The organism is Kribbella sp. NPDC043289 (assembly GCF_056436705.1).
Genome location: NZ_JBWKCB010000001.1, coordinates 969,429 through 993,457, shown reverse-complemented (window position 1 = coordinate 993,457; position 24,029 = coordinate 969,429). Strand labels below are relative to the sequence as shown.

Sequence of the window (24,029 nt, the reverse complement as noted above, 5' to 3'; positions counted from 1 at the left end):
ACGGACTAGTGCGTGGCTGACGACTTCGAGGGGCCGGAGTCCGGTACGTCGGCGTAGTCGGGCAGGTCGACGCCGTTGAGGGCCCGGTCGACGAGTTCCATGAAGGCGTCCATGTCGGGCTCCGGGCCCGGCTCGGCATCCGGTGCGGCGTCCGGTCCAGAGGCGGCGAGGCTCTCCACGTGCATCCGGCCGATCTCCTGACTGGCCTCGACCATCGCCCGCATCCGCGCCTGATAGGCGGCGAACCCGGCCTCCGGGTGCCACCCGGCGGCGGCCAGCTCGCCGGCGAGAACATAGGCGCCGACCAAGGCCAGCCCGGTCCCCTGCCCGGACATCGGTGACGCACTGAACGCCGCGTCGCCGATCAGCCCGACGCGTCCGTCGTGCCAGCGGGCCATGACGACCTGGGCGACCTGGTCCAGGTAGAAGTCCGGGGTGTCGTCCAGGTGCGCGAGGATGCGCGGGGTCAGCCAGCCGAGGCCGGTCATGTGCTCGCGCAGCAGCGCCTTCTGTCCCTCGATGTCGCGGTAGTCGACGTCCAGGCTGGCCGCGGGGAACGAGAAGATGGCCATCGCCCGGCTGGCGTCCTGGATCGGCCGCAGGCCCGCGGATCGTCCGGACTCGCGGTCCTGGTAGTCGAGCATCCAGCGGTCTAGCCCGAACTCGTTGGGCACGCTGTAGAACGCGAGCACGAGCCCGAGGTGGCGGATGAACTGCTCCCGCGGCCCGAAGATCGTCGCGCGGAGCGACGAGTGCAGGCCGTCGGCCCCGATGACGAGGTCGAACCGCCGCCGAGCGCCGCTCGCGAACGTCACGTCGACGCCGTCCGCGTCCTGGGTGAGCTCGGCGATCCGGTCATCGAAGATGTACTCGACGCCGTCGCGAGTGTCGTCGTACAGCACCTGGGACATGTCCCCGCGGAGGATCTCGATTTCCGCGATATACCCGTCGCCGCCGTCGTCGTCCGCGCGGTAGGTCTCCAGCACGTTCCCGTCGGCGTCCACGGTGTGCGCGCCGGCGGTGTCGGTACACGCCGCGCGTACCGCAGCGTCCAGCCCCATCCGCCGGATCACTTCCTTGGCCACGCCGCGCGCGTCCACCGCCTGCCCGCCGGGACGGATCCCGGGCGCGCGCTCCACCACGGTCACCTCGGCGCCCCGCCTGCGCAGCCAATGCGCCAACGCCGGCCCGGCGATGCTCGCCCCCGCCACCAACACCGTCGTACTCATCCAGTCCCCCACTCACCCGTCCGGATCAAGGCCCAGATCGTACTGCGTTCCCGAGTCTGAGCGGCCGAGGCGACGCCGCGGGCGGGGTGAGTGGCCCATCAGAACCGACTGCGAATGGCCTATCGAACACGGGCCATGACTGCCTACCGTCGAAAGTGACCAGCCACCGACCTTTTGCTGAGGATCCTCATGCGTGCCATCACTGTCCGGGACCGCGACGCCGACGACTACGGGCTGTCGCTGACCGAGCTGCCCTCCCCCACCGCTTCCGAGAACGACGTCGTCGTCGAGGTCCACGCCGCCGGATTCCTCCGCGGCGAACCGGAATGGCCCAGCACCTGGACCGACCGGGCCGGCCGCGACCGGACGCCGAGCGTCCTTGGCCACGAACTGTCCGGTGTGGTCGTCGAGCTCGGCTACGGCACCACCGGTCTGACCGTCGGCCAGCGCGTCTTCGGGCTGACCGACTGGGCCCGCAACGGTTCGCTCGCCGAGCAAGCCGCCGTCGAGGCCCGCAATCTCGCGCCGCTCCCGGCCGACATCGATCACGTCGCCGCGGCGGCTGTGGTGATGCCTGGTCTGACGGCGTGGCAAGCGCTGTACGACCACGGTCACCTGGAAGCCGGCCGTACGGTCCTCATCCACGGCGCGGGCGGTTCCGTCGGCTCGGTCGCCGTACAGCTGGCCCGCGAGACCGGAGCCCACATCATCGGTACCGGCCGAGCTGCCGACCGGGCGTTGGCGGGTTCTCTCGGCGTCCACGAGTTCGTCGACCTCGGCAGCGACCGGCTCGAGGACGTCGGCGCGGTCGACGTGGTCTTCGACGTGATCGGCGGCGAGATCCGGGACCGCTCCACTGCGCTGCTCCGACCGGGCGGCACCGTCGTCAGCGTCGCCGAGCCGCCGACCGTCCAGCCGAGCGACGGCCGGTCGATCTTCTTCGTCGTCGAGCCCAACCGCGAACAGCTCACGCAACTGGCCGCGCGCCTCCGCGACGGCCGGCTCACCCCGCTCGTCACCGCGGTCCACGACCTGGCCACCGCCCCCGCCGCCTTCACCGAGCACACCCGCGGCAGGTCCATCATCACCATGAAGTGACGTGGTCCCCCTCACATGCGCTCGACGGCGTAACGGCGTACCGCAGGATTCCGATACGTCTGCTGAGGGAGGGGGACGCCAATGAAGGTACGACGCTGTCGGAGCGAGCCGGATCCGTACGCCGCGGACTTGGTCCGTCGGCTGCGCGGTCTCCTGGCGATCGTCACCCGTCCCCCCGCGAAGTCCCAGAATCCGGTACGCCGCGACGACGAACTACTCGACCGCCTCTGACCTGACCCAGGTCTCCACGTCCCCCGGCGAGACGCGCCAGGGAGCACCGTGGCCGGGAAGGATCCAGGACGCGAACAGACCGGCGATCCGATCCAGGGACGACAAGGCCATCGCCGGGTCGTCGGTGAAGGGCGCGGCCTGCGGACCGGTACGGCCGGTGAGCACGTGCCTCGTGGTCAGGGCGTCGCCGACGAACACCGCCTCTGCCAGCGGGACATGCACCGCCACACTGCCCGGTGAGTGCCCCGGCATCCCCACGATCACCGGCTTCCCGGGCAGATCCAGGACGTCGCCGTCACCGATCTCGACGACCTCGCGGACATAGCGGGTCCGCAGGCCGTTCTTGCGAAGGGAGTACCCGAAGAAGCCGAGCGTCGGACCGAGCTTGGCCGGCCCGAAAGGCACCTTGGGCTTCTCACCGGTACGGGTCCGGACCGCGTCGGCGGCGTGCACGAACACAGGTACGCCGTGTTCACTGCGCAACCGTTCCGCAAAACCGATGTGGTCCGAGTCACCGTGGGTCAGCACGACTCCCCGAATGTCGTCCACCGACTTGCCCAGCACGCCCAATTCGCGCTGCAGATCCCGCCAGTGCCCGGGCAGTCCCGCGTCGATCAGCGTGATGCCGTCGGCCGTGTCCACAAGGTACGACGCGACGACGTCATTACCGAGCCGGTGTAGATGCGGTGCGAGTTTCATGGTCTTCTCCGAAAGTCTGATGCTGTTGAGGAACACACGGTCGTAGCCCGCAGCCAGTTCAACCGTCAGTTGGGGTCCGGGTGTACGCCGGTCAGCTCGGCGGTGCGGCGCCACAGTCGGGCGCGGAGTGCCTGGTCCTGTGCGCGGGGATCGATGCGGGCCGGACCGACGCCCCGGTAGAACTCGCCGAACTTCCGCGGCCCGTAGTATTCGCCGCCCTGTACGTCGGGTGCGGTCGCCGCGTACAGCACCGGCAGCGTCCCCTCGGACACCGGCTGGGACATCGCTTTCGTCATCGCGTTGAGCGGTCTCGCGAAAGCGCCGAGCCCCTGGTTGCGCGCGCCCGCGGCGGCGATCTCCGTGGCGGTGAACCCGGGGTGCGCGGCCACGCTGAGCATCGAGGAACCCTCGGCGCGCAGGCGGTGCTGCAGCTCCAGCACGACCAGCTCGCCGCCGACTGCCGCCGCGGCGCGCTCACCGCGCTCGCGGGACCGGCAGGCCAGGATCACCCGCGCGCCCTTGGCCGCGAGTACCGTCGCGGCGCGCAGGCCAAGCCCCGAGTTCGCCCCAGTGACCACGGCCGTACGGCCTTGCTGGTCGTGGATGTCATCGTCGCCCCAAGCGTCCACGCCAGCATGCTAGCGCCGTACAAGGGCTAGGTCTGTCGAGGCACAGGCGACCTCACCTGCGCCTCGACAGACCGTTGGAGGGCTAGCCGGCGTCAGCGCCGATGTTGGGTGGGTTGGGGATGGTGGTGCCGAAGTAGTCGACTCCCCCATTGCCGGAGATCGGGGTTCCCGCTCCGAGGGCCGGGGAGCCGGCAGTCAGGGTGTAGGCCTGCGGGCACGGTTGCGGTCCGGTGCCCGAGGGCGGCGACCAGGTGCAGGTTCCGCCGCCACCGGGTGACGTGAACAGCGGATCGCCCCAGACCGCGTTGGTCTCCACTCCGGCGGCCTGCCAGGCGGCGAAGGTGGTGTACGTCGTGCCACCCCAGCGCCAGCCGCCGGTGTTCGTCCCGTAGTACAGGTTGTTCGACAGTGTCATCCCGGTCTGGGTGTACGGGTTGTAGTACATCTGCCCGGTCTTGCCGAAGTTGTTCCGGTTCGTCAGATAGCAGATGTTGTCCTTGATCAGCGAGCCCGCCGCCCAGACTCCGGTGGCGTAACCGAAGTTGAAGCAGGCACTGGCGCCCTGCTTCTTGTTCGCGCTCTGGTCCTTGTTGCTGAAGAACGTGTTGCCGTAGATCGACAGCGCGTTCTTCGGCGCGTTCGGTACGACGTCCATCAAGCCGCCCTGGGCGAGCGCCGAGTCGTCGTTCTGCGAGATGTTGTACCGGTAGGTGTTCGGTCCCCACACCCGGGACGCGGCGGTCGACGTGTAGGCGAGCAGCCCGCTGCCGGCGTTGTCGTGGGTGTAGTTGTACTCGACGAGCGAATTCGTCGTACCGCCGTCGAGATCGATGCCGTCCCAGTCGCAGCCGGCCGTGTACGACGGCAGCGGCTGGACCTTGTACACCTCGTTGTTGCGGATGGTCACGCTGTTCGACGTGTACGACATGATCCCGCTGGTGCCGCCGCAGGACGTCACGTTGGCGCCGATGTCGTGCACGACGTTGCGCTGGATCAGCGCGACGTTCCAGCCGTTCGCGGTGATCGCGGCGCCGGTCGACTTCGGCGCCATCCCGAGGTTGTAGACGGTGTTGCCTTCGACGCGGACGTTGCTGATGTTCAGGCCGGAGCCCCAGCCGTACACACCCGGTCCCGCGTTCGACGTCGCGCTGGCGCCGTACAACTTGTTGTTGACGATCTGTACGTCGTTCAGCGGGCCTGAGTTCCCGTTGACGGCGTAGCCGAGCACCATGATCTGTCCACCGAACGTGCTGGTGCTACCGCTCGGGGTGGCGAAGTCCGAGATCTCCGCGTTGTTGATCTGCAGTCCGCTGGTCGCGGTCGTCGTGCTCTGGTTCTCCAGCAGGACACCGGCCGCAGTCGTGCCGCCGTTGACCAGTTTGATGTTGTTCAGCTGGAAACCGTTCACGGCGTCCGCGGTGACGGCCGCGGAGTAGTCGCCGACGCAGTTGGAACTGATCGTGGCCTTCCCGGTGCCGTACGACGCGACCCGGAACGGTACCGAGGCCGACGACACGGGGACGTTCGTCGGATTGAAGACCAGGCAGCCGGTGAACGCCGCGCCGCCTTCGAAGGAGATCAGGCTGCCTTGTGCATAGGTCGAACTGTTGACCTTGGCAATCGTCTTCCAGGCCTCGGTGGGTGACAGGCCGGTGTTGCTGTCGCTGCCGTTGGGCGAAACGTAGTACGTCGGACCGGCGGCCTGCGCCGGAAGGGTGAGAGTACCCGCCAGGAGGGCTCCCACCGTTCCGGTCAGTGCTGCGGCGAACCATCTCGATCTCATCTTTCTCCTCACTTCGTGGGCGTTGCGAAGATGTTCGAGAACCAGTCGAGCTGTGCTTCCTGCTGGTACGCCTGCCCGCCTTCGTGTTCGTTGTAGGGGTAGACCTCGATGTCCTTCTGCTCGCTTCCGTAGTGGTTGTAGGCGGCGAACACTGTCGAGGGCGGACAGTTCGCGTCCATCAGCGCGACCGAGAACAGTGCGGGCGCGGTGGCCAGCCGGCCGAGATTGACGCCGTCGAAATAGCTCAGGGTGTTCAGCGCCGTGTCGACCTGGTGCCGGAAACCCTTCAGGTACTGCGCTATCTCGTTGTAGCGGCCGCGATCGGTGAGCTGCACGGCCCGCTGGAAATGGCACAGGAACGGTACGTCGGCAGCGCAGCCGCGCAACTCGATCCCGGCCAGCGGGGCCAACCCGGCCGTCGCGATCGCGATGCCCCCGCCTTGGCTGACACCGGCCACGACCAACCGGTCCGGGTCAACGAACGGCGACGTCCGCGCGGCCTCGAGCGCCCGGACCGCGTCGATGTAGACGCGGCGGTAGTAGTACGTCTCTGGGTCCGTGATCCCCGACGTCAGGAACCCCGGCACGTGACTCAGACCGGCGTACGCGCTGTCGTCCGGCGTACTGCTGCCGCCCGACGTCCAGCCCTGACCGCGGGTGTCCGTGACGAAGTGGGCGTACCCGGCCTGAGCCCAGAAGTTGATCGCGTGCGGCAGGCCCCGGCCGCCGGAGTACCCGTGGTACTGAACGATCGTCGGCAGCGGACCGGTCGCGCCGGCCGGGACATGCAGCCAGCCCTTCACGGGCGAGCCGCCGAAGCCGGCGTACGTGACGTCGTAGGTGTCGATCACCGCGAGCTTGTTGTCGATCTCGGTGAACGAAGCGGACAGGTCGTCGGTGCGCGCCTTCTCGATCGAGCGGCGCCAGAACTCGACCAGATCGGCGGGAGCGGCCACCTCGGGCCGGTACTCGCGGAGCTTGTCGAGCGGAAGATCGAACATCGCCATCAGAAAGCCCTTCAGCTGTCGGGACGGACGACGGGCAGCCCGAGCCCGTTCGGCGCATTGGCGGTCAGGTGATCGGGCACGCGCTGTGCGACCAGCACGAACAACAGTCCGGCTGTCAGTACGTCGCTCGCGCGGCCCGCGAAGAATTCGGTCCAGGTCCCGCCGGCCGCCGTACCGGTGTCGAGCACCACCTCGGCGGCACGGCCCAGTGGTGAGTCGACCACCCCGGTGATCGCGACGGTCAACGCTCCGACAGCCTGCGACCGCCGGACGAATTCGAGCGCGGTCGTGTTGTGCCCCGACCGGATCACGGTCAGCGCGACATCGCCCTCGCCGAGCAGGCCGGCGCCGATCTCCGACGACTGCGGACCGTCGAAGAACCACACCGGAATCCCGATCCGCAGCAACCGGATGTACAACTCGCGAGCCGGGATCGCGTCGCCCCATTCACCGTAGATGTGAGTACGCCGGGCGCCCGCGACCGCGTCCGCGACCCGGGTCGCCGCGGCGAGGTCGATCGACGACAAGGCGTTCCGCAACGCGTTCGCCTGCGTCGAGGCGAGCACGTTCAGCACCTGCTCGGGCGGATCCGCCGGGCCGATCTCCGACCCGATGTCGCTCGCCCACCCGGCCTCCATTCCGCGGCCGACCTCCATCGCCAGCGCGGCCCGCAACGCCGGATAGCCGGCGTACCCGAGCTGCGTCGACAGCCGGGTGACCGCCGACGCCGAGGTCCGCGCGGCGTCGGCCAGTTTGGTGATCGACCCGCGCGCGACCTCGTCCGGGTTCGCCACGATCTGCTCGGCGACCCGCTGCATCGCACCGCTCAGGTCGGGCAGCGCCCGCCGCACCAGCTCCAGCGGGCTCGGACTGCCGGCTCGTTCCCCAGAGATCATGTGCCGCTCACTTGGCCAGCCCGAGGTCGGTGAGTTGCTTCTCGGCACCCTCGATGTACTTGCCGTAGCCGAACTTGTTCGTCAGATCGCTGACGAAGGCGTCGTACTGCGCCATCGGCTTCTTCCCGCTGATGAACTGGACCAGCTGCTCGTTCGAGTACCGATCGGCGTCGACCTGGTTGTACCCGTCGGGACTGACCACCAGGCTCGTGTAGGTGTCCAGCAGCGGCTGCTTCGCGGCGAAGTCGATCTCCTTCTTCTGGGCGGCGAACTTGATCCCGAGATACTCGCCCTCGTCCCGCCCGGTCACCTGGTAGAGCCAGAACCAGCCGCCATCGGTCGCCAGCTTCGGCGTCGGCTTCACCTTGCCATCGGCAAGCGTGTAGTGCGTGCCCTCGATGCCGTACGACACCAGCCGGTTGCCGGCCTCACCCGAGACGTACTCGAGGAACTTCATGACGTTCTTGAGCTTCCCCTCGTCCTTGCCGACCTTGGCCGGGATCGCATAGATCGACGCGAAGTTGTCGTCGTTGGCCATCGCGCCCGGACCGCCCGGCCCGGCGAGCGGCGCGAGCTGGATCCACTGCGCACCCGGCTGCGCCTTCTTCGCGGACGCGGTGAACTCGGGCTTGGTCATCTGCGGCCAGCTCTGGCAGATGATGCCCGACTTGCCCTGCATCGCACGCTCCTGAGCCTGTGCAAGCGTGCTGCTGAGGAAGTCCGGGTCCACCACCTTCGCGCTGACCAGCTTGGAGATGTACGACAGCGCAGTCTTGGTGTCCGGGTCCTGGTAGCCGTTGACGATCTTGCCGTTCTCGACGTACTCCGCGCCGGGACCGCCGGTGCCGAACCCGCCCCACAGCGGCGCCCATGGGTCGGCGTCCTTGCCGCCGGTGATCCCGTACGTATCCGGCTTGCCGTTCCCGTCCGGGTCCTTGGTGGTGAAAGCCGTCGCGACCGCGAACAGGTCGTCGGTCGTCTTCGGGACGGCCAGCCCGAGCTTGTCCAGCCAGTCCTTGCGGATCCAGTACGTGCTGTAGGCGTACTGCGGCCGCTTCACGACGCCGTACGTCTTGCCGTCCAGGATCGCGGCCTTCATCTGGTCCTTGCCGACGAACGACGTGTACTGCTTCAGATCCGTGTCCAGGTACTTCGACACGTCCAGCACCAGGCCCTGCTTGACGAACTGCTGGAGCCTGGAACGGTCGACCTGGAACAGATCGGGCGCGTCCCCGCCGGCCAGAGACGCCGACAGCTGGGCATAGTAGTCGTCACTCGAACCGACGGCGTTCAGCTTGATGTCCAGGCCGAGATCCTTCTTCAGCGCCTGGCCGATGACATCATCCTTCGGCGGCGTCGCGCCGTACGAGATCTCACTGATCGACAACTCGGTGTCCGCGGCCCCGTCCGCGCTTCCTTCCCCCGACGAACAGGCCGTGAGCAGCAAAGCGCTCCCCAGGGCAACCGCAACAGCACTTCTGTACATCTCTACTCCTAGTTGACTTAGCCCTTCACGGAACCGAGCAGAACGCCCTTCTGGAAGTGCTTCTGCACGAACGGATACACGGCGATCATCGGGATCGCCGCCACCACGACAGCGGCCATCTGCACGGTCACCAACGGCAGGACGGCGTCAGCGTTCTCGGTCGCCTGCGAACGCGCGAGCAGGTTGCGGACCACCACCTGGAGCGGCAGCAGGTCTGGATCGCGGACGTAGAGGATGGCCTGGAAGAACTCGTTCCAGTGCGAGACCCCGTAGAACAGGCCGAGCGTGAGCATCACCGGCACCGAGAGCGGCAGGATCACCTGCACGAGGATCCGGAGCTCACCGGCGCCGTCGATCCGCGCCGCGTCGACGAGTTCCTCGGGGATGCCTTCGAAGAACGTCTTCATGATCAGCACGTTGAACACCGACACCGCGCCCGGCACGATCATCGCCCACACCGTGTCGAGCAGCCCAGTGGCCTTGACGATCAGGTATGTCGGGATCATCCCGGCGCCGAACACCGTCGTGAACAGCGCGATCAGCAGTACGGCGCTCCGCCCCGGCAGATCGCGGCGCGACAACGGATACGCCATCAACGTGGTGAGCAGCATGTTCAGCGCGGTGCCGACGACCGTGATGAACACGGTGACCGACAGCGCCCGCGGGATCGCGGGATCGGACAGCAGCTCGCGGTACGCGTCGAACGTGATCGCCCGCGGGATCACGATGTAGCCACCGTTGCGCAACACCTCGCCGTACGGCGTGATCGACGCCGCGACCACGAACAACAGCGGGAAGACGCAGACCACTGCCACCAGCGCGCAGGCGACGTACACGATCGCGTTGACGATCCGGTCCTCGCGGCTGCTGATCCGGGTGGTGCTCGGGGTCTTGGTCCTGGTCTTGATCCGGGTCCTGACGAGTGTCACCACAGCTGACCGTCCCAGCGCTTGGCGATCCGGTTGGCGGCCAGGATCAGCACCAGCCCGATGATCGACTTGAACAGACCGGCGGCCGCGGCCAGCGAGAAGTTGAGGTTCTCCAGGCCGGTCCGGAACACCCAGGTGTCGAGGATGTCGGCGACCGGGTAGACCTGCAGGTTGTAGAAGATGTAGATCTGCTCGAACCCGGCCTCCAGCACATGGCCGAGCCGCAGGACCAGCAGCAGGATGATGACGTTGCGGATTCCCGGCAGCGTGATGTGCCAGATCTGCCGCAGCCGGTTCGCGCCGTCGACCCGGGCGACCTCGTACCGGGACGGATCGATGGCGACCATCGCGGCCAGGTAGATGATCGCGCCCCAGCCCATGTCCTTCCACACCTCGGTCCCGACCAGCACCGAGCGGAACCAGTCGGTCGAGGTGAGGAAGCCGATGGTGTGGCCGGTCAGTTGCTCCAGCCAACGGTTCACCAGACCGGTGCTCTCGGACAGGAACGCGCCGGTGATGCCGAAGATGATCACCCAGGACAGGAAGTGCGGCATGTAGCTGAGCGTCTGCACCCAGCGCTTCATCCAGTTCAGCCGGCACTCGTTGAGCAACAACGCGAGCACCAGCGGAAGCGTCGTACCCCAGATGATCTTGTAGATCGACAGCAGGAAGGTGTTGCGGAGCAGCTGGCCGAAGTACGGCGATCCGAAGAGTTCGCGGAAGTGGCCGTACCAGGGGTGGATCCACGGGCTGGCGACGATGCCTTCGCCGAGCGAGTAGTCCTTGAACGCGATCACGATGCCGTACATCGGCGCGTACTTGTAGACCGCCAGATAGACGAGTGCCGGCAGCAACATCGCGTACAGGACCCAGTACCGTCGGGCCCGGATCATGGCTGACACCAGCGCTGGATCGAGGACACGACGACCGCCATGAGCAGCAATGGCGCAGCCGGGAAGACGAAGGTCAGACCGGTGGCCAACGCCAGCAACGCAAGGGTTTTAACGGTCGCCAGCGGGCTGCCGACGGCCAACCGGACGGACGCCACGAGGATCCGCGGCAGGGACATGTTGTAGCCGACCATCAGCGTGAAGGCGTACGACGCGATCGGAGCGACCAGCACCGCGGCGACGACCGTGCCGGTCGGCAGGAAGAGCGCGAGGAACAGCAACTGCAGCACGAACGCCTGCCGGAAGTTCTCCCGGAAGTACTTCAGGAACGATCGCGCCAACGGCGGCTCGAGGCCGCGGTTCCAGTCCCGGACGACACCGAAGACCGCCGCGGTGGCCGGGCCGGCGGTGACCACCGGCAGGCTCGCGACCAGCCAGAGCAGGTTGAGCGCGACGACGCGGGCGAACCGGTCCGCGGCGCTGTAGGCCCGGGACGCGAGTACATCGCCCGGAGATCTCGACCTCACACCAGTGCTCCTCTCGCGCTGCAGTAGACGGGAAGCGGGCCGACACAACCCACGCGCGGTGCAAAACCTTTGCGGCTCGCACTCCGCTTCCCGTCAGATCGCGCAAAAGATTAGCGACAACACCAGTCTTTGCCTAGATCTCGTGCAAATGTTTTTCACCGACCCTCGCGACGTCACCGTCTCGGGCGGTCCGTCGCGGTCAGCTGACGCGGAAGACCGGCCAGGCGATTTCGGTTCTCCACGCCTGCGGATCGGGAGTGTCGCGGGGACCAGCGACGTACGTCTCCTGGACCGGGCCGGCCACGGTGAGGGTGTGTTCGTGGACCCAGCTGGCGAGCTGGCCGTAGGTGACGTCGATATCGTCGTGCGGGCCGTGGTGGACGGTCGCCGCCAACTCGACCGCGGGCAGTTCGACGGGCCGCACCCGGCCTCGGGACGGCGCTTCCGCGACCGGGTAGTAGACGAGGACCGTGCCGCGTCCGTCCGCGAAGAGCTCGTTGTCGTAGTGCCCTCCGGGTGGACCGAGAGGTTCGGGTACGGCGGCGTCGAGCTCGGCCATCGCGCCGTCGTACCACTGCAGAACGTCGTCCACGGCAACCACATCGGTGATCCCGGCAACCAACCTCGCCGGCTCCGATCGCAGCTCCACCTCGAGCTCGCCGGGATCCGGTCGGAGCAAGCGCTGCAGGGATGTCACCGCCGCCCGGGTCCGATCGAGCGATGTCTGCAACCGGTCGAGATGCGCCGCGATCAGCACCGACCGCTTGTCCGGGTCGGCACTCGCCACGATCTTTCCGACGTCGACCAGTGGTACGTCGAGTTCGCGCAACTGGTGGATCACCTGCGCGAGTGGGATCTGCTCCGTCGCGTAGTACCGGTACCCGCTCGATGCGTCCACCGACGCCGGCTCGAGCAATCCGCTCTCGTGGTACCGCCGCAGAGTTCGCACGCTCAGATGCGTCGCCCGCGCGAACTCACCGATCGTCAGCCCCCGGCTCATGACGCACACAATGCACCCTCTCCCCACGGGAGAGTCAACTCCTTGACCCTCCCCCGCCGAGAGCGTCCACGGTGGACGGCATGGACTTGAAAGACCGCCGAGCCGTCGTCACCGGCGCCAGCAAGGGAACCGGCGCAGCCATCACCACGCTCCTGCGGGCCCGCGGTGCGACCGTACTCGGCGTCGCCCGCACCGCACCACCCGACGCCGGCCAGTTTGCCACCGCCGACCTCACCACGGTCGACGGCACCGCTGACGCCGTCGAGTCGATTCGCACCACCCTGGGTACGCCGGACATCGTCGTCCACACACTCGGCGGATCGAGCAGTCCAGCCGGCGGCTTCGCCGTACTCGACGACTCGCTCTGGGACGCCGAACTGCAGCTCAACCTCCTCGCCGCTGTTCGCCTCGACCGGGCGCTACTGCCGGCGATGATCGAGGCCGGGTACGGCGCCGTCGTGCACGTCTCGTCCATCCAGCGCCGGATGCCGTTGCACGAGGCAACACTCGGGTACGCCGCGGCGAAGGCGGCGCTCACCACCTACAGCAAGGGGCTGTCCAACGAGGTCGCCGGGCACGGGATCCGCGTCAACGTCGTCTCCCCCGGCGCCATCCAGACCAGCGGTGCCGACCATCTCGTGGAGCGGATCGCCACCGCCCGCGGCATCGACCACGAGCAGGCGTGGCAGCAGGTCCTCGCCTCGCTCGGCGGCGTACCGCTGCAACGCCCCGCCCAACCGGCCGAGGTGGCCGAACTCGTCGCGTTCCTCGTCTCGGACAAGGCCGGCGCGATCACCGGCGCCGAACACACCATCGACGGCGGCACCGTCCCCACCCTCTGAGAAGGAGCACCCATGACCACGTTGCCCGAGCCCATCACGCAGTACCTCGCCAGCCACATCGCCCGCGACGTCGACACCGCGATGCAGTGGTACGCCGACGACGCCAAGGTCACCGACGAAGGCCAGACGCACCACGGACGCAACGAAATCCGCGCCTGGCTGCAAAGCGCCGGCACCGAGGCAACTCAGCTACAGGAGTTCTCACAGCGTGGGCATAGGCGGGTGGTGGCTATGGCCAGTAGGCGGTGGGTGGGGATCGGGCGTCGGCAGAGTTCGCAGAGGCCGAAGGTGCCTCGGGCGAGGCGGAACAGGGCGGCGTCGATCTCGGCGAGGGCGCGCCTGGCGCCGGTGGTCAGCGTCGCTCGGACCTCGGCCGCCGCAGGGCACGACACGTCCACCTCGTACGCGAGGCTGATCAGTTGTTCGAGGCGGAACTCCCGCGCCTGCTCGAGCTCGTGGCGGAACCACGCTATGTCGAGTGAAACACCGCCACCTGGGCCGACCTCTGCCGGCATGTGATCCGACACCACCATCGAGCAATCTCCTCATCCGCTGAGGCGCAGGCCACCCAGGTACCCACCCGAACTCGCGCCGACGCACCCCCCGCTCGCTGTCGAATAGTTTGTCGAGTGCGAATTAGAAATAGGCCCTTGACAAATTATTCGGCGCGATGCGAACCTCGGCTGCAGCAGCGATCACGAGGCTTCTGCGGCGAAGGGATCACAGGGTGAGCGAGCGGTCCGGAACCAGAACGCGGGGGCGGATGTCGTTCGGTGCCCGCCTGCTGCGCGACTACCCGGTGCTGCTGCTGGCGGTCCCGGGGATGGTGATCATCCTGGCGTTCCAGTACTACCCGCTGTACGGCAACGTCATCGCCTTCCAGGACTTCCAGCCGTACCTCGGGATCGGCAAGAGCCTGTGGAACGGGGTGGAGAACTTCGCGGTCATCGTCAACGGTGATCCGGAGTTCCTGAACGCGGTGAAGAACACGCTGATCCTCACCCTGATCCAGACCGTGATCGTGTTCCCGGCCCCGATCGTGGTCGCGATCACGCTGCACACCCTGTTGTCGAACAGGCTCCGGCAACTGGTGCAGTCGATCCTCTACCTTCCGCACTTCATGTCCTGGGTGATCGTGGTCGCGATCTTCCAGCAGGTACTCGGCGGAACGGGCATGATCAACAACTGGTTGCGCGGCCACGGCATGGATCCGGTGCACATCATCGGGAACGCGGAGGCGTTCCGCGCCCTGCTCACCTCACAGGTGATGTGGAAGGACACCGGCTGGGCGACGATCCTCTTCCTGGCGGTGCTGTCGCAGATCGACCGCTCGCTCTACGAGGCGTCGGCGGTCGACGGTTCGAGCCGCTGGCAACAGATCCGGTACGTCACGCTGCCGGGCCTGAAGCCGATCATCATCCTGCTGCTGATCCTCAAGCTCGGCGACTCGCTGTCGGTCGGCTTCGAGCAGATCATCCTGCAGCAACCCGCGGTCGGGACCGGGGCCAGTGAGGTCCTCGACACCTACGTCTACAACAACGGCATCCTCGGCGGCGCCTGGGGAGTCTCGGCGGCGGTCGGACTGGTCAAGGGGATCATCGGCCTCGCGCTCGTCCTCGCGGCCAACAAGATCGCCCATCGCCTCGGCGAAGAAGGGATCTACCGCGGATGACCACCCTGACACCGACGAAGCCTCCGACCACACCCACCGCCGCTCCGACGAAACCGGGACGTCATGCGGTGATCGACGGAATGCCCCGGCCCGGAATGCCGGAACGGGTGGTCAAGGGGATCTTCCTGACCGTCATCAGCGCGTTGGTGGTGCTCCCGTTCATCTCGGTGATCTCCACCAGTCTGGCGACCCCCGAGGAAGTGACCCGGGCCGGCGGCTTCGTGATGTTCCCGAAGCACGGCATCGACCTGTCGGCGTACCGATCGATCTTCGCCGGCGGGACGGTGACTCGGGCGCTGCTGGTGAGCGGCTTCGTCACGGTCGTCGGCACCGCGATCTCGATCGTCCTCACCTGCACACTCGGATGGGCGCTGAGCCGGCGCGGAACCCTTGGCAACAAGGCTTTGCTGATGCTGGTCCTGGTCAGCCTGCTCTTCAATCCGGGTCTCATCCCGACCTATCTCGTGGTCCAGCAGCTCGGTCTGCTGGACAGCCTGTGGTCGGTGATCGTCCCGACGTGTGTCAGCGCGTTCAACGTCATCGTCGTACGGTCGTTCTTCGCGGGGCTGCCGGCCGAGATCCTCGACGCCGCCCGCGTCGACGGCGCGTCGGAGTGGCGGATGTTCCGACACATCGGGCTGCCGTTGTCCAAGGCGGTCGTCGCCGTGATCGGACTCTTCTACGGCGTCGGCTACTGGAACAGCTTCTTCAACGCACTGCTCTATCTCAACGACGCCGGCAACTGGCCGCTGCAGCTTGTACTGCGGACCTATGTCGTGAACGGTGTCGAACTCGGCGGCCAGGATCTCGGGCTGGGAGCCGAATCCGTACCACCGCAGACCACGATCCAGATGGCGATCCTGATGATCTCCGTCGTCCCGATCCTCTGCGTCTACCCCTTCATCCAGCGGCACTTCGCCAAGGGCGTCCTGACCGGCGCCGTCAAAGGCTGACCGCGCAAACTCCGTTGTCTCACCCGTCACTGTGGGAGGTTCACCCATGTCGATTGTCGACGCGCAGTCGTTGTCCCGAAGGGCTCTGCTTGGCGCGGGCGCAGCCATCGGATTGTCCGGTGTCATGTCCGGGTGCTCCAACGCGGGCCGCGGCGGGGGTGCCGGAGGCAACGACACCGGGTCGAAGGAGAAGGTCCGTCCGGCGTACGTCCGGTACGACGGGGTCAAGGCCGACCTCGCCGGCGAGAAGTACGGCATTCCCGACGGCTTCCTCCGCTACCCCGCCGACCCGGTGCAGGCGATCGCCGATCGGCCCGGTGACGGCAAGCCGATCGAGGTGATGACCAACACCAACACCCCGATCCCGCCGAACGTCACCCAGAACGCGTTCTGGCAGCAGTTCAACGAGCGGGTCGGTTCACCGGTGCGCCTCAATCTCACCCCGTCGGTCGACTACGACGAGAAGTTCGCGACCGCGGTCGCCGGCGGCAAGCTCGGGGACCTGTTCATGATCGGCAACGTGCCGCAGAAGCCGCAGATGCTCGCGGCCAAGGCGGTCGACCTGACTCCGCATCTGGCCGGCGACAAGATCACGAAGTACCCCTACCTGGCCAATCTGCCCGAGACCAGCTGGAACTCGGCGATCTTCGACGGCAAGATCTACGGCGTCCCGATCCCCCGCGGCGCGATCAGCTCGCAGGTGCTGTACGCCCGCAAGGACATCCTCGACGCGCAGGGGCTCCCGGCCACGCTGAAGAGCGCCGACGACTTCGTTGCCCTCTGCAAAGAGCTCACCGACAAACGGAAGAACCGGTTCGCGCTCGCGGATCTGCCGACCCAGTTCGTGCAGAACATGTTCGGCATCGCGAACGGCTGGCGCGAGGCCGACGGCAAACTCGTCAGCAACAACGAGGATCCGGCGCAGCAGGAGGCATTCACGCTGGTCCAGAAGCTCTGGAAGTCCGGCTACATCCACCCCGACGCGTTCACGAGCCAGAACCAGGACCGCAAGACGCGCTTCGGCAACGGCACCGGACCGTTGGTGCTGGCAACGTTCAGCGGCTGGCCGACCTATCTGCAGACGATGGAGGAACAGGCCGAGATCGCGATCATCGCCCCGCCCGCGCACGACGGGTCGGGCCCCGGCCACACCTGGATGGGCGCCCCGAGCCTGTCGGTCACGGCCGTGAGCAAGACGGCCGAGGACCGGGTCGAGACGATGCTCGCGTACCTGAACTACCTGGCCGCTCCGTTCGGGACCAGCGAGTACCTGTTCCGCAAGTACGGCATCAAGGGCATCGACCACCGGGTGTCCGACGGGAACCCGGTACTGACGCAGAAGGGTTTCAGCGAGACCCAGCTCGCCCTGCAGTACCAAGCCGACGGTCCGTGGGCGATCTTCCTGCCCGAGCGGAAAGGCAGTACGGATGCCTGTTTCAACGCCATGAAGGAGATCTGCCCCGAGGCCGAGACCAACCCCGTCGACGGCATGTACTCCGAGACGCAGAGCCGCAAGGGTGGTCAGATCAACCGCGACCTCAACGCCGTGACCAGCGACATCATCCAGGGCCGGAAGCCGGTGTCGGCCTGGGCACCGGCGGTCAAGAAGTGGAAGAGCTCCGGCGGCGACAAGATCGCCGAGGAGCTGTACGCCGCCTACAAGGCGTCCCGCTGAACACCATTGCTGGAGGAGCCGACTCGATGAGCCGACCGAACATCATCTATTTCCACACCCACGACACCGGGCGCTACATCGAGCCGTACGGCGCCCCGATTCGTACCCCTCGACTGCAGGAGTTCGCCGAGGAGTCGGTGGTGTTCCGGAACGCGCACTCGGTCGCGCCGACCTGTTCCCCGAGTCGCGCCGGTCTGCTGACCGGCCAGTGGGCCCACTCCTCCGGCATGCTGGGTCTGACGCACCGCGGGCACGGGCTCAAGGACTACGACCAGCACCTGATCCACACCCTGCACCGGAACGGCTACACCTCGGCGCTGGTCGGTGTCCAGCACGAGGCGACCGGTCCGGAGGCGGCAACGAGGATCATCGGCTATCACGAGGACCTGCCGGTCGACAGTGATCTCGCACCAGCCCGTCGCGAGGCGGCTGTGCGCTACCTGCGGCGCAACCACGAGCAGCCGTTCTTCCTCTCGATCGGCCTGAACGAGACGCACACCATGGCGCGCTCGGAGTGGCTCTTCGGTCATCCCGCCGAAGACGATCGCTGGGCCGCCCCGGCCCCGACGATGCCTGACACTCCGGTCACGCGACACGACATGGCGCTGTTCCAAGCGGCCGCCTCACAGGTGGACCAGACGCTCGGCGCGGTGCTGGACACGTTGCGCGAAGAAGGCCTGGCGGAGAACACGATCGTCGTGGTCACGACGGACCACGGTCTGGCGATGCCGGGGATGAAGTGCACGCTCGGGGCGACCGGCACCGGAGTCATGATGATGCTCCGCGGCCCCGGCCTGCCTAGCGGTCTCGCCGTCGACTCGTTGGTCAGCCAGGTCGACGTGTTCCCCACGCTGTGCGCTCTGCTCGGCATTGACCCGCCACCGTGGCTGCAGGGCCGATCGCTGTTGCCGACGCTCGAGGGTCGATCGGTCCGAGAGGAGACGTTCGCCGAGATCACGTACCACGCGGCCTACCAACCGCAGCGGGCCATCCGGACCGATCGGTGGCTGTACATCCAGACCTTCGACGACCAGAACCGGCCGAATCTGCGCAACGTCGACGCCTCGGCCAGCAAGAGCCTGTGGGTCGATGCGGGTTATGCCGACCAGCCGGTGCCGACCGTGCGGTTGCACGACCTGATGTTCGATCCACACGAGATCCGCAATCTCGCAGACTGCCCGACCTCAGCGGAGACACGTGCTGATCTGGCCGAGCGACTGGAGCGGTGGATGATCGAGACCGACGACCCGCTACTGCTCGGCCCGGTCCCGCCACCTCAGTCCCCGGTGGGCTTGTCGAACCAGGGGTAGGTAGTCGCTTGTCCTATGATCCAACGGTGGCTTCCCGCACGGTGCGCACTGAGCTCATGGTGCGTCAGCGCAATGTGACGGCGTCGGCGATCATGCGTGCGCTCGTTCGCGAGGGACCTTCCGGGCGCAAGGGCCTGGCGTCGACTACCGGTGTCACCTTCACCACGATCACGAAGACCGTCACGGAGCTGATCGAACTCGGTGCGCTGACCGAGTCGGCCCGTCTCGCACCGCAGGGCGCGGGCCGACCCGTCGTACCGCTCGATGTTCCTGGGCAGGACCGGCTGCTGGTCGGTGCGCACCTGCATCCCGAGAGCACGTCCTGCGGGGCGTTCACGCTGCGCGGCGAGTTGGTGGAGTTGCGCAACGCACCGGCCCAAGGCCGCACCCAGGACGAGCGGATCGCCGAAGCGGTCCAGTTGATCGGCGAGGTGGTCGATGAGGTCGGGGCGGCCGCAGTCCTGGGCATCGGGGTGACGACGCCCTGGGCCGAAATCCATCACGGCCAGCCGCCGCCGCTAGTGGCAGACGTCGATTCCGACGAGCTCCTCAAAGGCCTTCGGGAACGACTCCCCCAGCCGATCCGGGTGGAGCCGAACGTGCGCGCGCTGGCGCTCGAGCACTACTGGTGGGGCGGCGGCGGAGACGACGTACTCACGGTGCTCGTAGGCCGCTCGGTCCGCGTGGCCCAGATGCGTGGCGGCGAACTGGTGGGCGACGGTCCGGACGCAGGCGGTCTGGTGTCCCACATCGTCGTACCGGGATCCGAATTTCCCTGCGAGTGCGGGCAAGTCGGCTGCGTGAAGGCGACCTGCACGGACGACGCGCTGGTACGGCGTGCCGTCGACGCCAAGCTGCTCCCACCCGGTTCCGTGCAGCGCGATCTCTATCCGGACGAGGACACCGAGCAGTTGCAGCGCCTGCGGCAGGATCGGGCAGCGGAACTCGGCCGCGTCGTCCCGCTCATCATGAGTCTGGTCGCTCCCGGCGAGACCACGATCCGTGGCCGGGTCGGCACCGAGGACGAGATCTCGACGTGTATCGAGGCGATCCGGCTGCGGTACCGCGAACTGGTCGGCCGCGAGGCGAGCGTCCGGTATTACGACGAGAGTCGCCGTGGCTACTGGGCGCATGCCTCGGCCGCCCTCGCCCTGGACAGCTACCTCGCGTCCCCGCTGGAACACGAGGCGGACCGGTCCTCCCGAGACACTGCCGACCCCGCGAATCGGCCGTCGAAAAACTGATCCTCCGACGACCGCTCCAGGCGCGGCAGGCGGTGCTTACATGGAGGTGTGGGGGACGATCGGGACGAGATTCTCGAAGTCGGGAAGGCTTCGGGACGGAGGCGCCGACGGACCGGCTGGGTTCTGGTCCTGGTACTACTACTCACTCTGCTCGTCCTCCGCGCCGCGGCGGATCGACCTCGCCATCGGGCCGTGCCGGCTCCCGGCCCGTCCGCGATGATCAGCAGGAACTCGCACGGACCGCCGGCGCGCACCTGGCCGACGGCGGCCGGCGCTTGCGGGGCGGACACCCTGCTGCCGATCGTGTCGAGTGCGCCACCGGCCGAGCGCACCGGGATCCAGGTTCTGCTCGGCGGCACCCACCTGCGACTCGTCGACTTCGACAGTGGCCTCGCGACAACGTTGCCTGACGCAATCGTCCGTCCCGGCGAGTACGCCGATGTGCTCACCGGCGACCCGATCACGGCGTACGCGACCACCGCGTCGTGCAACGACGCGGCTCCCTACGCGATGGTGCGCGTCGGCGTCAACCACCGGGTCAGTCTCATCCGCCCACTCGCTCCCAACGAGTCCGCGCTGACCGATGGCCATCACGTCTGGATCACCTCGGCCGCCGCCGGCATCAACTCGCCGTACGGGACGATCTCTCCGGTCACGGGAGGGAAACGGGTGCGCCTGCCGCTCGGCTTCGCCCCGTCCGCGATCGTCGGCGACACGCTCGTCGGACAGCTGCGGCCCGATCCGGGGATCTCGCCGACCTGGCTCGCGCTGGTCGACGCACGCACCGGCCGGTTGCAGGCAAAGCTGGAGCTGAACGCGGAACCGCTGGCCGCCGGCGCGGGCCAAGTCGTCTGGACGAACGGCTGCGACGCCGCAACACCGTGCACGCTGCGCCGTCTCGCGCTCGCCGGCGGGGACATTGCCGCCTACCCGCTTCCGGGCCCCGTGTGCTGCGGTGTCGTGAGCCCGGACGGTACGACGGTCGCCTTCCTGCTCGACCACCCGTCGGCCGACCCGCTGCCGCCGATGGTCATCGCGACCCTGCAGCTCACCACCGGCCGGCTGAACGTCGTACCGGGCATCGAACTCCCCGCCAGGTCCCAGCCCGGCCTGACCTTCGCCGACCACGACTGGTTGGTGATCGCCCTCAACGCGGGTTCCGGCACCCGCCTCCTCGCGTGGCGCCCCGGCCTACCACAACCCTACGAATCGAACCCGATCCCGGGCGTCGTCCAGGGCGCCCCGACCCCGGTCGTCATCGGCCACTGAACCAACCCAGCTTTTGCGTATCCGACCTGCCCTTACGTGAGTACAGTTCTTCAGGGCGTGTTCCGAGGGAGGGAGTGGGCATGGATCTGGGGCTTGCGGGGAAAGTGGCGGTGGTGACCGGGGCCAGTCGGGGGATCGGGCTCGCGATCGCGACGGCGTTGGCGGCTGAAGGGGCCAAGGTGGTCGCCGGGGCGCGGTCGGGAAGCCCCGAGCTCGACGGGCTGACCGAGGCCTACGACGCCCGCGTCGTACGAGGTGATCTGACGACGCCGGACGGACCGCAGGAGCTCGCGGCCGCGGCGGTCGACGCCTTCGGTGGGATCGACATCCTGGTCAACAACGCCGGTGCGGTGCGTCCTCGGCTCGATGGCTTTCTGGCGATCGACGATGCCGAGTGGGAGTGGGCGCTGAACATCAACTTCCTCGCGGCGGTCCGCACCACCCGCGCCGTACTCCCCCATCTGCTGAAGAATCCGACCTCGTCCATCGTGACGGTCTCATCCGTCAACGCCTTCCTGCCGGATCCCGGCGTGCTGGACTACAGCGCGGCGAAGGCGGCGCTCAGCAACTTCTGCAAGTCGCTGTCGAAGGAGTTCGGGCCGCGTGGCGTCCGCGTCAACTGGGTCAGCCCCGGCCCGGTCCAGACCGACCTCTGGCTCGGCGACCGCGGTGTCGCGGCGACCGTCGGCCGGGCTGCTGGTCTCGACCCGGAAGAGGTGGTCAAGCAACAAGAAGCCCAGGGCGCGACCGGCAGGTTCACGCGCCCCGAGGAGGTCGCCGACCTGGTGACGTTGCTGGCGACAGACCGGCTGGGCAACCTCACCGGCAGCGACGTGGTCATCGACGGCGGCCTGATTCAAACGCTGTAGTTGCGCAGCCGCGCCTTCGCACCTCTCTCCACGAACAACGGTACGAAGTCCCGGATCGGGACGTCGTCGAACTCGGGGCGGGACTGACTGACGACCTCGGCGACGTGATCCGCGGGCACCCCCGGGAACTGCCTGGCCAACCGATCGATCACCTGCGCGATCGCGCGGTCCTCCTCTGACCTGTTCATCCATCCACGATGGCGCCCGCCCCGCGCCGCAAACCCGTTTGGCAAATTTTGAGACATCCACCGGGCGAGAATTCAGCTATGCGAATCCTGCTTCGAGTCAGACCCGGAGCGTCGCGCACCGCCGTCGGCGGCCGGTACGACGGTCCGGGCGGCAACGTGCTCGCCTGAACGCGCCATAGGTTTCAGCTGGAATTGCGCGGAAACTGAACCTTATGCAGTCTCTTCTGCCTTCGGCGTCCGGAATGGACAGCGGCCGGATTTTGCGAGACGTACTCGTTCCGGTAGTCGCACAAGGCGCGGTCCTGCGGAGGCCGCGGGTCGGTGTACTCGCGGAGCGGCTTCGGGTCGACGACCGGGCATTGCGTTGTGTCCAGCAACTGCGGAGCCGGTACGGCGATGGGCCTGTGCTGCTGCGGATCCGTGATCACACGCTTGCTCTCGTGCTCGCCGCCGACGACGTGCACCGGTTGCTGGCCGAGACGCCCGAGCCGTTCGCCGCCGCAACCGGTACGAAGATGGGCGCCCTGACGCACTTCCAACCCCACGCGGTTCTCATCACCAACTCGCCGCTGCGCGGTCCGCGCCGGGAGCTCAACGAGCAAGCGCTCGGCACCCACTCCCCCGTGCATCGCCACGGTCACCGGTTCGCCGAGGTGGTCCGCCAGGAGCTCGACGAGCTGCACGGCACTCTCGGGTGGAGCGAGTTCCGCGCGCTCTGGTCCCGCGTCGTACGGCGTGTAGTGCTCGGAGACACCGCCCGCGACGACGTGGAGCTCACCGCGCAACTCGACCAGCTCCGGGCGGACGCGAACTGGGCGCAGTTCGGCGCGAACCATGACGAGATCCGCAATCGCTTCCTGAGCTCGCTGACGCAGTACGTCGACCACGCCGAGGCCGAGAGCCTCGTCGCAAGTCTGGATCGAGGCCCCGACACGCTCGATCCGGCCGGTCAGGTACCGCACTGGCTGTTCGCCTTCGACGCCGTTGGGGTCGCGCTCTGGCGGCTCTTCGCCGTACTCGGCACGCATCCGTCCGCGGTCGAACCACTGCTCACGGAGGCACGTCACCCGGAGGCCTCTCCGCTGTTGGCGGAGGCCGGCGCCGCGGTACAGGAGTCGATCCGGCTCTGGCCGACGACCCTGGTCGTACTGCGTCAGGCGGGCGAACCGACTGTCTGGCGGAATCGGATCGCGCCGGCCGGGACCGAGTTCGTGATCGTCAGCTCGGTGTTCCATCGCGACGACGCCGCACTCGACTTCGCGAATCGGTTCGAACCGTCCGTCTGGTTGGACGGCCGCACCGACGGCGCGTGGCCGATCATCCCGTTCAGCGAAGGCCCGGCGGGGTGTCCTGGGCAGAACGTCGTACTGCTGACCGCCGGGACCGCGGTCAGTCATGTCGCGGCGCAGTACGACCTCGACGTCGATCCGACCACCCGCGCTCACCTGACCGACCCGCTGCCCCGAACGTTCAATCACGCCTCCGTCCGCATCGGTTTCTGGCGCCGGTCGGCGACCTGACCTGCCGGGTCTTTGTTTGCCGCGGCGCGGAGCCGGGCACCGCGAAGGCAGCCTGCTCAACTGAGCAGCACGGGGTGGGGAGG

24 protein-coding genes and 1 pseudogene are annotated in these 24,029 nt (G+C 67.6%); 12 read left to right on the top strand and 13 right to left on the bottom strand.

The annotated features are described in order from the left end of the window. Positions 1–5: 5 nt before the first annotated feature. On the bottom strand, positions 6–1,229 hold the full coding sequence (locus tag AC0662_RS04615; RefSeq protein ID WP_478298534.1) for an FAD-dependent monooxygenase: 1,224 nt from the start codon (positions 1,227–1,229) through the stop codon (positions 6–8). A 189-nt stretch (positions 1,230–1,418) separates the two neighbouring features. Between AC0662_RS04615 and AC0662_RS04610 the strand changes: the two genes are divergently transcribed. Both AC0662_RS04610 and AC0662_RS04605 read left to right on the top strand, forming a co-directional pair. Further along, complete coding sequence (locus AC0662_RS04610) at positions 1,419–2,327, top strand: NADP-dependent oxidoreductase (protein ID WP_478298532.1); 909 nt, start codon at positions 1,419–1,421, stop codon at positions 2,325–2,327. Positions 2,328–2,408: 81 nt separating this feature from the next. Next, a complete protein-coding gene (locus tag AC0662_RS04605) occupies positions 2,409–2,558 on the top strand; it encodes a hypothetical protein (protein WP_452200253.1) in 150 nt (49 codons plus the stop codon). On the opposite strand, the gene AC0662_RS04600 is transcribed toward AC0662_RS04605, so the two are convergent. The 10 genes from AC0662_RS04600 to AC0662_RS04555 form a co-directional block, all read right to left on the bottom strand. Beyond that, on the bottom strand, positions 2,541–3,257 hold the full coding sequence (locus AC0662_RS04600) for an MBL fold metallo-hydrolase (protein WP_478298530.1): 717 nt from the start codon (positions 3,255–3,257) through the stop codon (positions 2,541–2,543). The genes AC0662_RS04605 and AC0662_RS04600 overlap by 18 nt on opposite strands. A 65-nt stretch (positions 3,258–3,322) precedes the next feature. After that, positions 3,323–3,886, bottom strand: coding sequence for an SDR family NAD(P)-dependent oxidoreductase (locus AC0662_RS04595; protein ID WP_478298528.1), 564 nt, complete (start codon positions 3,884–3,886; stop codon positions 3,323–3,325). Between the two features lie 82 nt (positions 3,887–3,968). After that, positions 3,969–5,669 carry a right-handed parallel beta-helix repeat-containing protein gene (locus AC0662_RS04590; protein WP_478298526.1) on the bottom strand — a complete coding sequence of 567 codons (1,701 nt, stop codon included), beginning with the start codon at positions 5,667–5,669 and terminating at the stop codon, positions 3,969–3,971. A gap of 8 nt (positions 5,670–5,677) precedes the next feature. Continuing rightward, complete coding sequence (locus AC0662_RS04585; RefSeq protein ID WP_478298524.1) at positions 5,678–6,676, bottom strand: acetylxylan esterase; 999 nt, start codon at positions 6,674–6,676, stop codon at positions 5,678–5,680. Between the two features lie 11 nt (positions 6,677–6,687). After that, on the bottom strand, positions 6,688–7,572 hold the full coding sequence (locus AC0662_RS04580; protein WP_478298522.1) for a MurR/RpiR family transcriptional regulator: 885 nt from the start codon (positions 7,570–7,572) through the stop codon (positions 6,688–6,690). 7 nt (positions 7,573–7,579) lie between these two features. Continuing rightward, a complete protein-coding gene (locus AC0662_RS04575) occupies positions 7,580–9,058 on the bottom strand; it encodes an extracellular solute-binding protein (protein WP_478298520.1) in 1,479 nt (492 codons plus the stop codon). Between the two features lie 17 nt (positions 9,059–9,075). Beyond that, complete coding sequence (locus AC0662_RS04570) at positions 9,076–9,987, bottom strand: carbohydrate ABC transporter permease (protein ID WP_478298518.1); 912 nt, start codon at positions 9,985–9,987, stop codon at positions 9,076–9,078. Continuing rightward, positions 9,984–10,880 carry an ABC transporter permease gene (locus AC0662_RS04565; RefSeq protein WP_478298516.1) on the bottom strand — a complete coding sequence of 299 codons (897 nt, stop codon included), beginning with the start codon at positions 10,878–10,880 and terminating at the stop codon, positions 9,984–9,986. Before AC0662_RS04565 ends, AC0662_RS04570 begins: the two co-directional genes overlap by 4 nt. Then, complete coding sequence (locus AC0662_RS04560; protein ID WP_452200268.1) at positions 10,877–11,404, bottom strand: DUF624 domain-containing protein; 528 nt, start codon at positions 11,402–11,404, stop codon at positions 10,877–10,879. The genes AC0662_RS04565 and AC0662_RS04560 overlap by 4 nt, the downstream gene beginning before the upstream one ends. Before the next feature lie 199 nt (positions 11,405–11,603). Next, entirely contained in the window at positions 11,604–12,404 is an 801-nt protein-coding gene (locus AC0662_RS04555; RefSeq protein WP_478298514.1) for a MerR family transcriptional regulator, read from the bottom strand. Between the two features lie 80 nt (positions 12,405–12,484). On the opposite strand from AC0662_RS04555, the gene AC0662_RS04550 reads away from it, so the two are divergent. Both AC0662_RS04550 and AC0662_RS04545 read left to right on the top strand, forming a co-directional pair. Beyond that, positions 12,485–13,246, top strand: a complete 762-nt coding sequence (locus AC0662_RS04550) for an SDR family oxidoreductase (protein ID WP_478298512.1) — start codon at positions 12,485–12,487, stop codon at positions 13,244–13,246. Positions 13,247–13,258: 12 nt separating this feature from the next. Then, positions 13,259–13,405: pseudogene (locus tag AC0662_RS04545) on the top strand (nuclear transport factor 2 family protein); the annotation flags it as partial. Between the two features lie 26 nt (positions 13,406–13,431). Here AC0662_RS04545 and AC0662_RS04540 read toward each other — a convergent pair. After that, entirely contained in the window at positions 13,432–13,779 is a 348-nt protein-coding gene (locus AC0662_RS04540; protein ID WP_452200276.1) for a TraR/DksA family transcriptional regulator, read from the bottom strand. A gap of 194 nt (positions 13,780–13,973) precedes the next feature. Here AC0662_RS04540 and AC0662_RS04535 point away from each other — a divergent pair, with 194 nt between their 5' ends. The 7 genes from AC0662_RS04535 to AC0662_RS04505 all read left to right on the top strand — a co-directional run bounded on the left by AC0662_RS04535 (position 13,974) and on the right by AC0662_RS04505 (position 22,238). Next, a complete protein-coding gene (locus AC0662_RS04535) occupies positions 13,974–14,918 on the top strand; it encodes an ABC transporter permease (protein ID WP_478298509.1) in 945 nt (314 codons plus the stop codon). After that, positions 14,915–15,871, top strand: a complete 957-nt coding sequence (locus AC0662_RS04530) for a carbohydrate ABC transporter permease (protein ID WP_478298507.1) — start codon at positions 14,915–14,917, stop codon at positions 15,869–15,871. Before AC0662_RS04535 ends, AC0662_RS04530 begins: the two co-directional genes overlap by 4 nt. Before the next feature lie 46 nt (positions 15,872–15,917). Next, positions 15,918–17,546, top strand: a complete 1,629-nt coding sequence (locus AC0662_RS04525) for an extracellular solute-binding protein (RefSeq protein WP_478298505.1) — start codon at positions 15,918–15,920, stop codon at positions 17,544–17,546. A 26-nt stretch (positions 17,547–17,572) separates the two neighbouring features. After that, positions 17,573–18,856, top strand: a complete 1,284-nt coding sequence (locus AC0662_RS04520; protein WP_478298503.1) for a sulfatase family protein — start codon at positions 17,573–17,575, stop codon at positions 18,854–18,856. A 26-nt stretch (positions 18,857–18,882) separates the two neighbouring features. Further along, entirely contained in the window at positions 18,883–20,100 is a 1,218-nt protein-coding gene (locus tag AC0662_RS04515) for an ROK family protein (RefSeq protein WP_478298501.1), read from the top strand. Positions 20,101–20,148: 48 nt separating this feature from the next. Then, a complete protein-coding gene (locus AC0662_RS04510) occupies positions 20,149–21,369 on the top strand; it encodes a hypothetical protein (RefSeq protein WP_478298499.1) in 1,221 nt (406 codons plus the stop codon). An 80-nt stretch (positions 21,370–21,449) separates the two neighbouring features. Beyond that, the gene (locus AC0662_RS04505; RefSeq protein ID WP_478298497.1) at positions 21,450–22,238 is read left to right on the top strand and encodes an SDR family NAD(P)-dependent oxidoreductase; all 789 of its coding nucleotides are present in this window, start codon (positions 21,450–21,452) and stop codon (positions 22,236–22,238) included. Here the strand turns inward: AC0662_RS04505 and AC0662_RS04500 are convergent. Then, on the bottom strand, positions 22,226–22,426 hold the full coding sequence (locus tag AC0662_RS04500; RefSeq protein WP_452200292.1) for a three-helix bundle dimerization domain-containing protein: 201 nt from the start codon (positions 22,424–22,426) through the stop codon (positions 22,226–22,228). The two genes, AC0662_RS04505 and AC0662_RS04500, sit on opposite strands and share 13 nt — an antisense overlap. Positions 22,427–22,638: 212 nt before the next feature. On the opposite strand from AC0662_RS04500, the gene AC0662_RS04495 reads away from it, so the two are divergent. After that, complete coding sequence (locus tag AC0662_RS04495) at positions 22,639–23,946, top strand: cytochrome P450 (RefSeq protein WP_478298495.1); 1,308 nt, start codon at positions 22,639–22,641, stop codon at positions 23,944–23,946. The last annotated feature ends 83 nt before the right edge of the window (positions 23,947–24,029 follow it).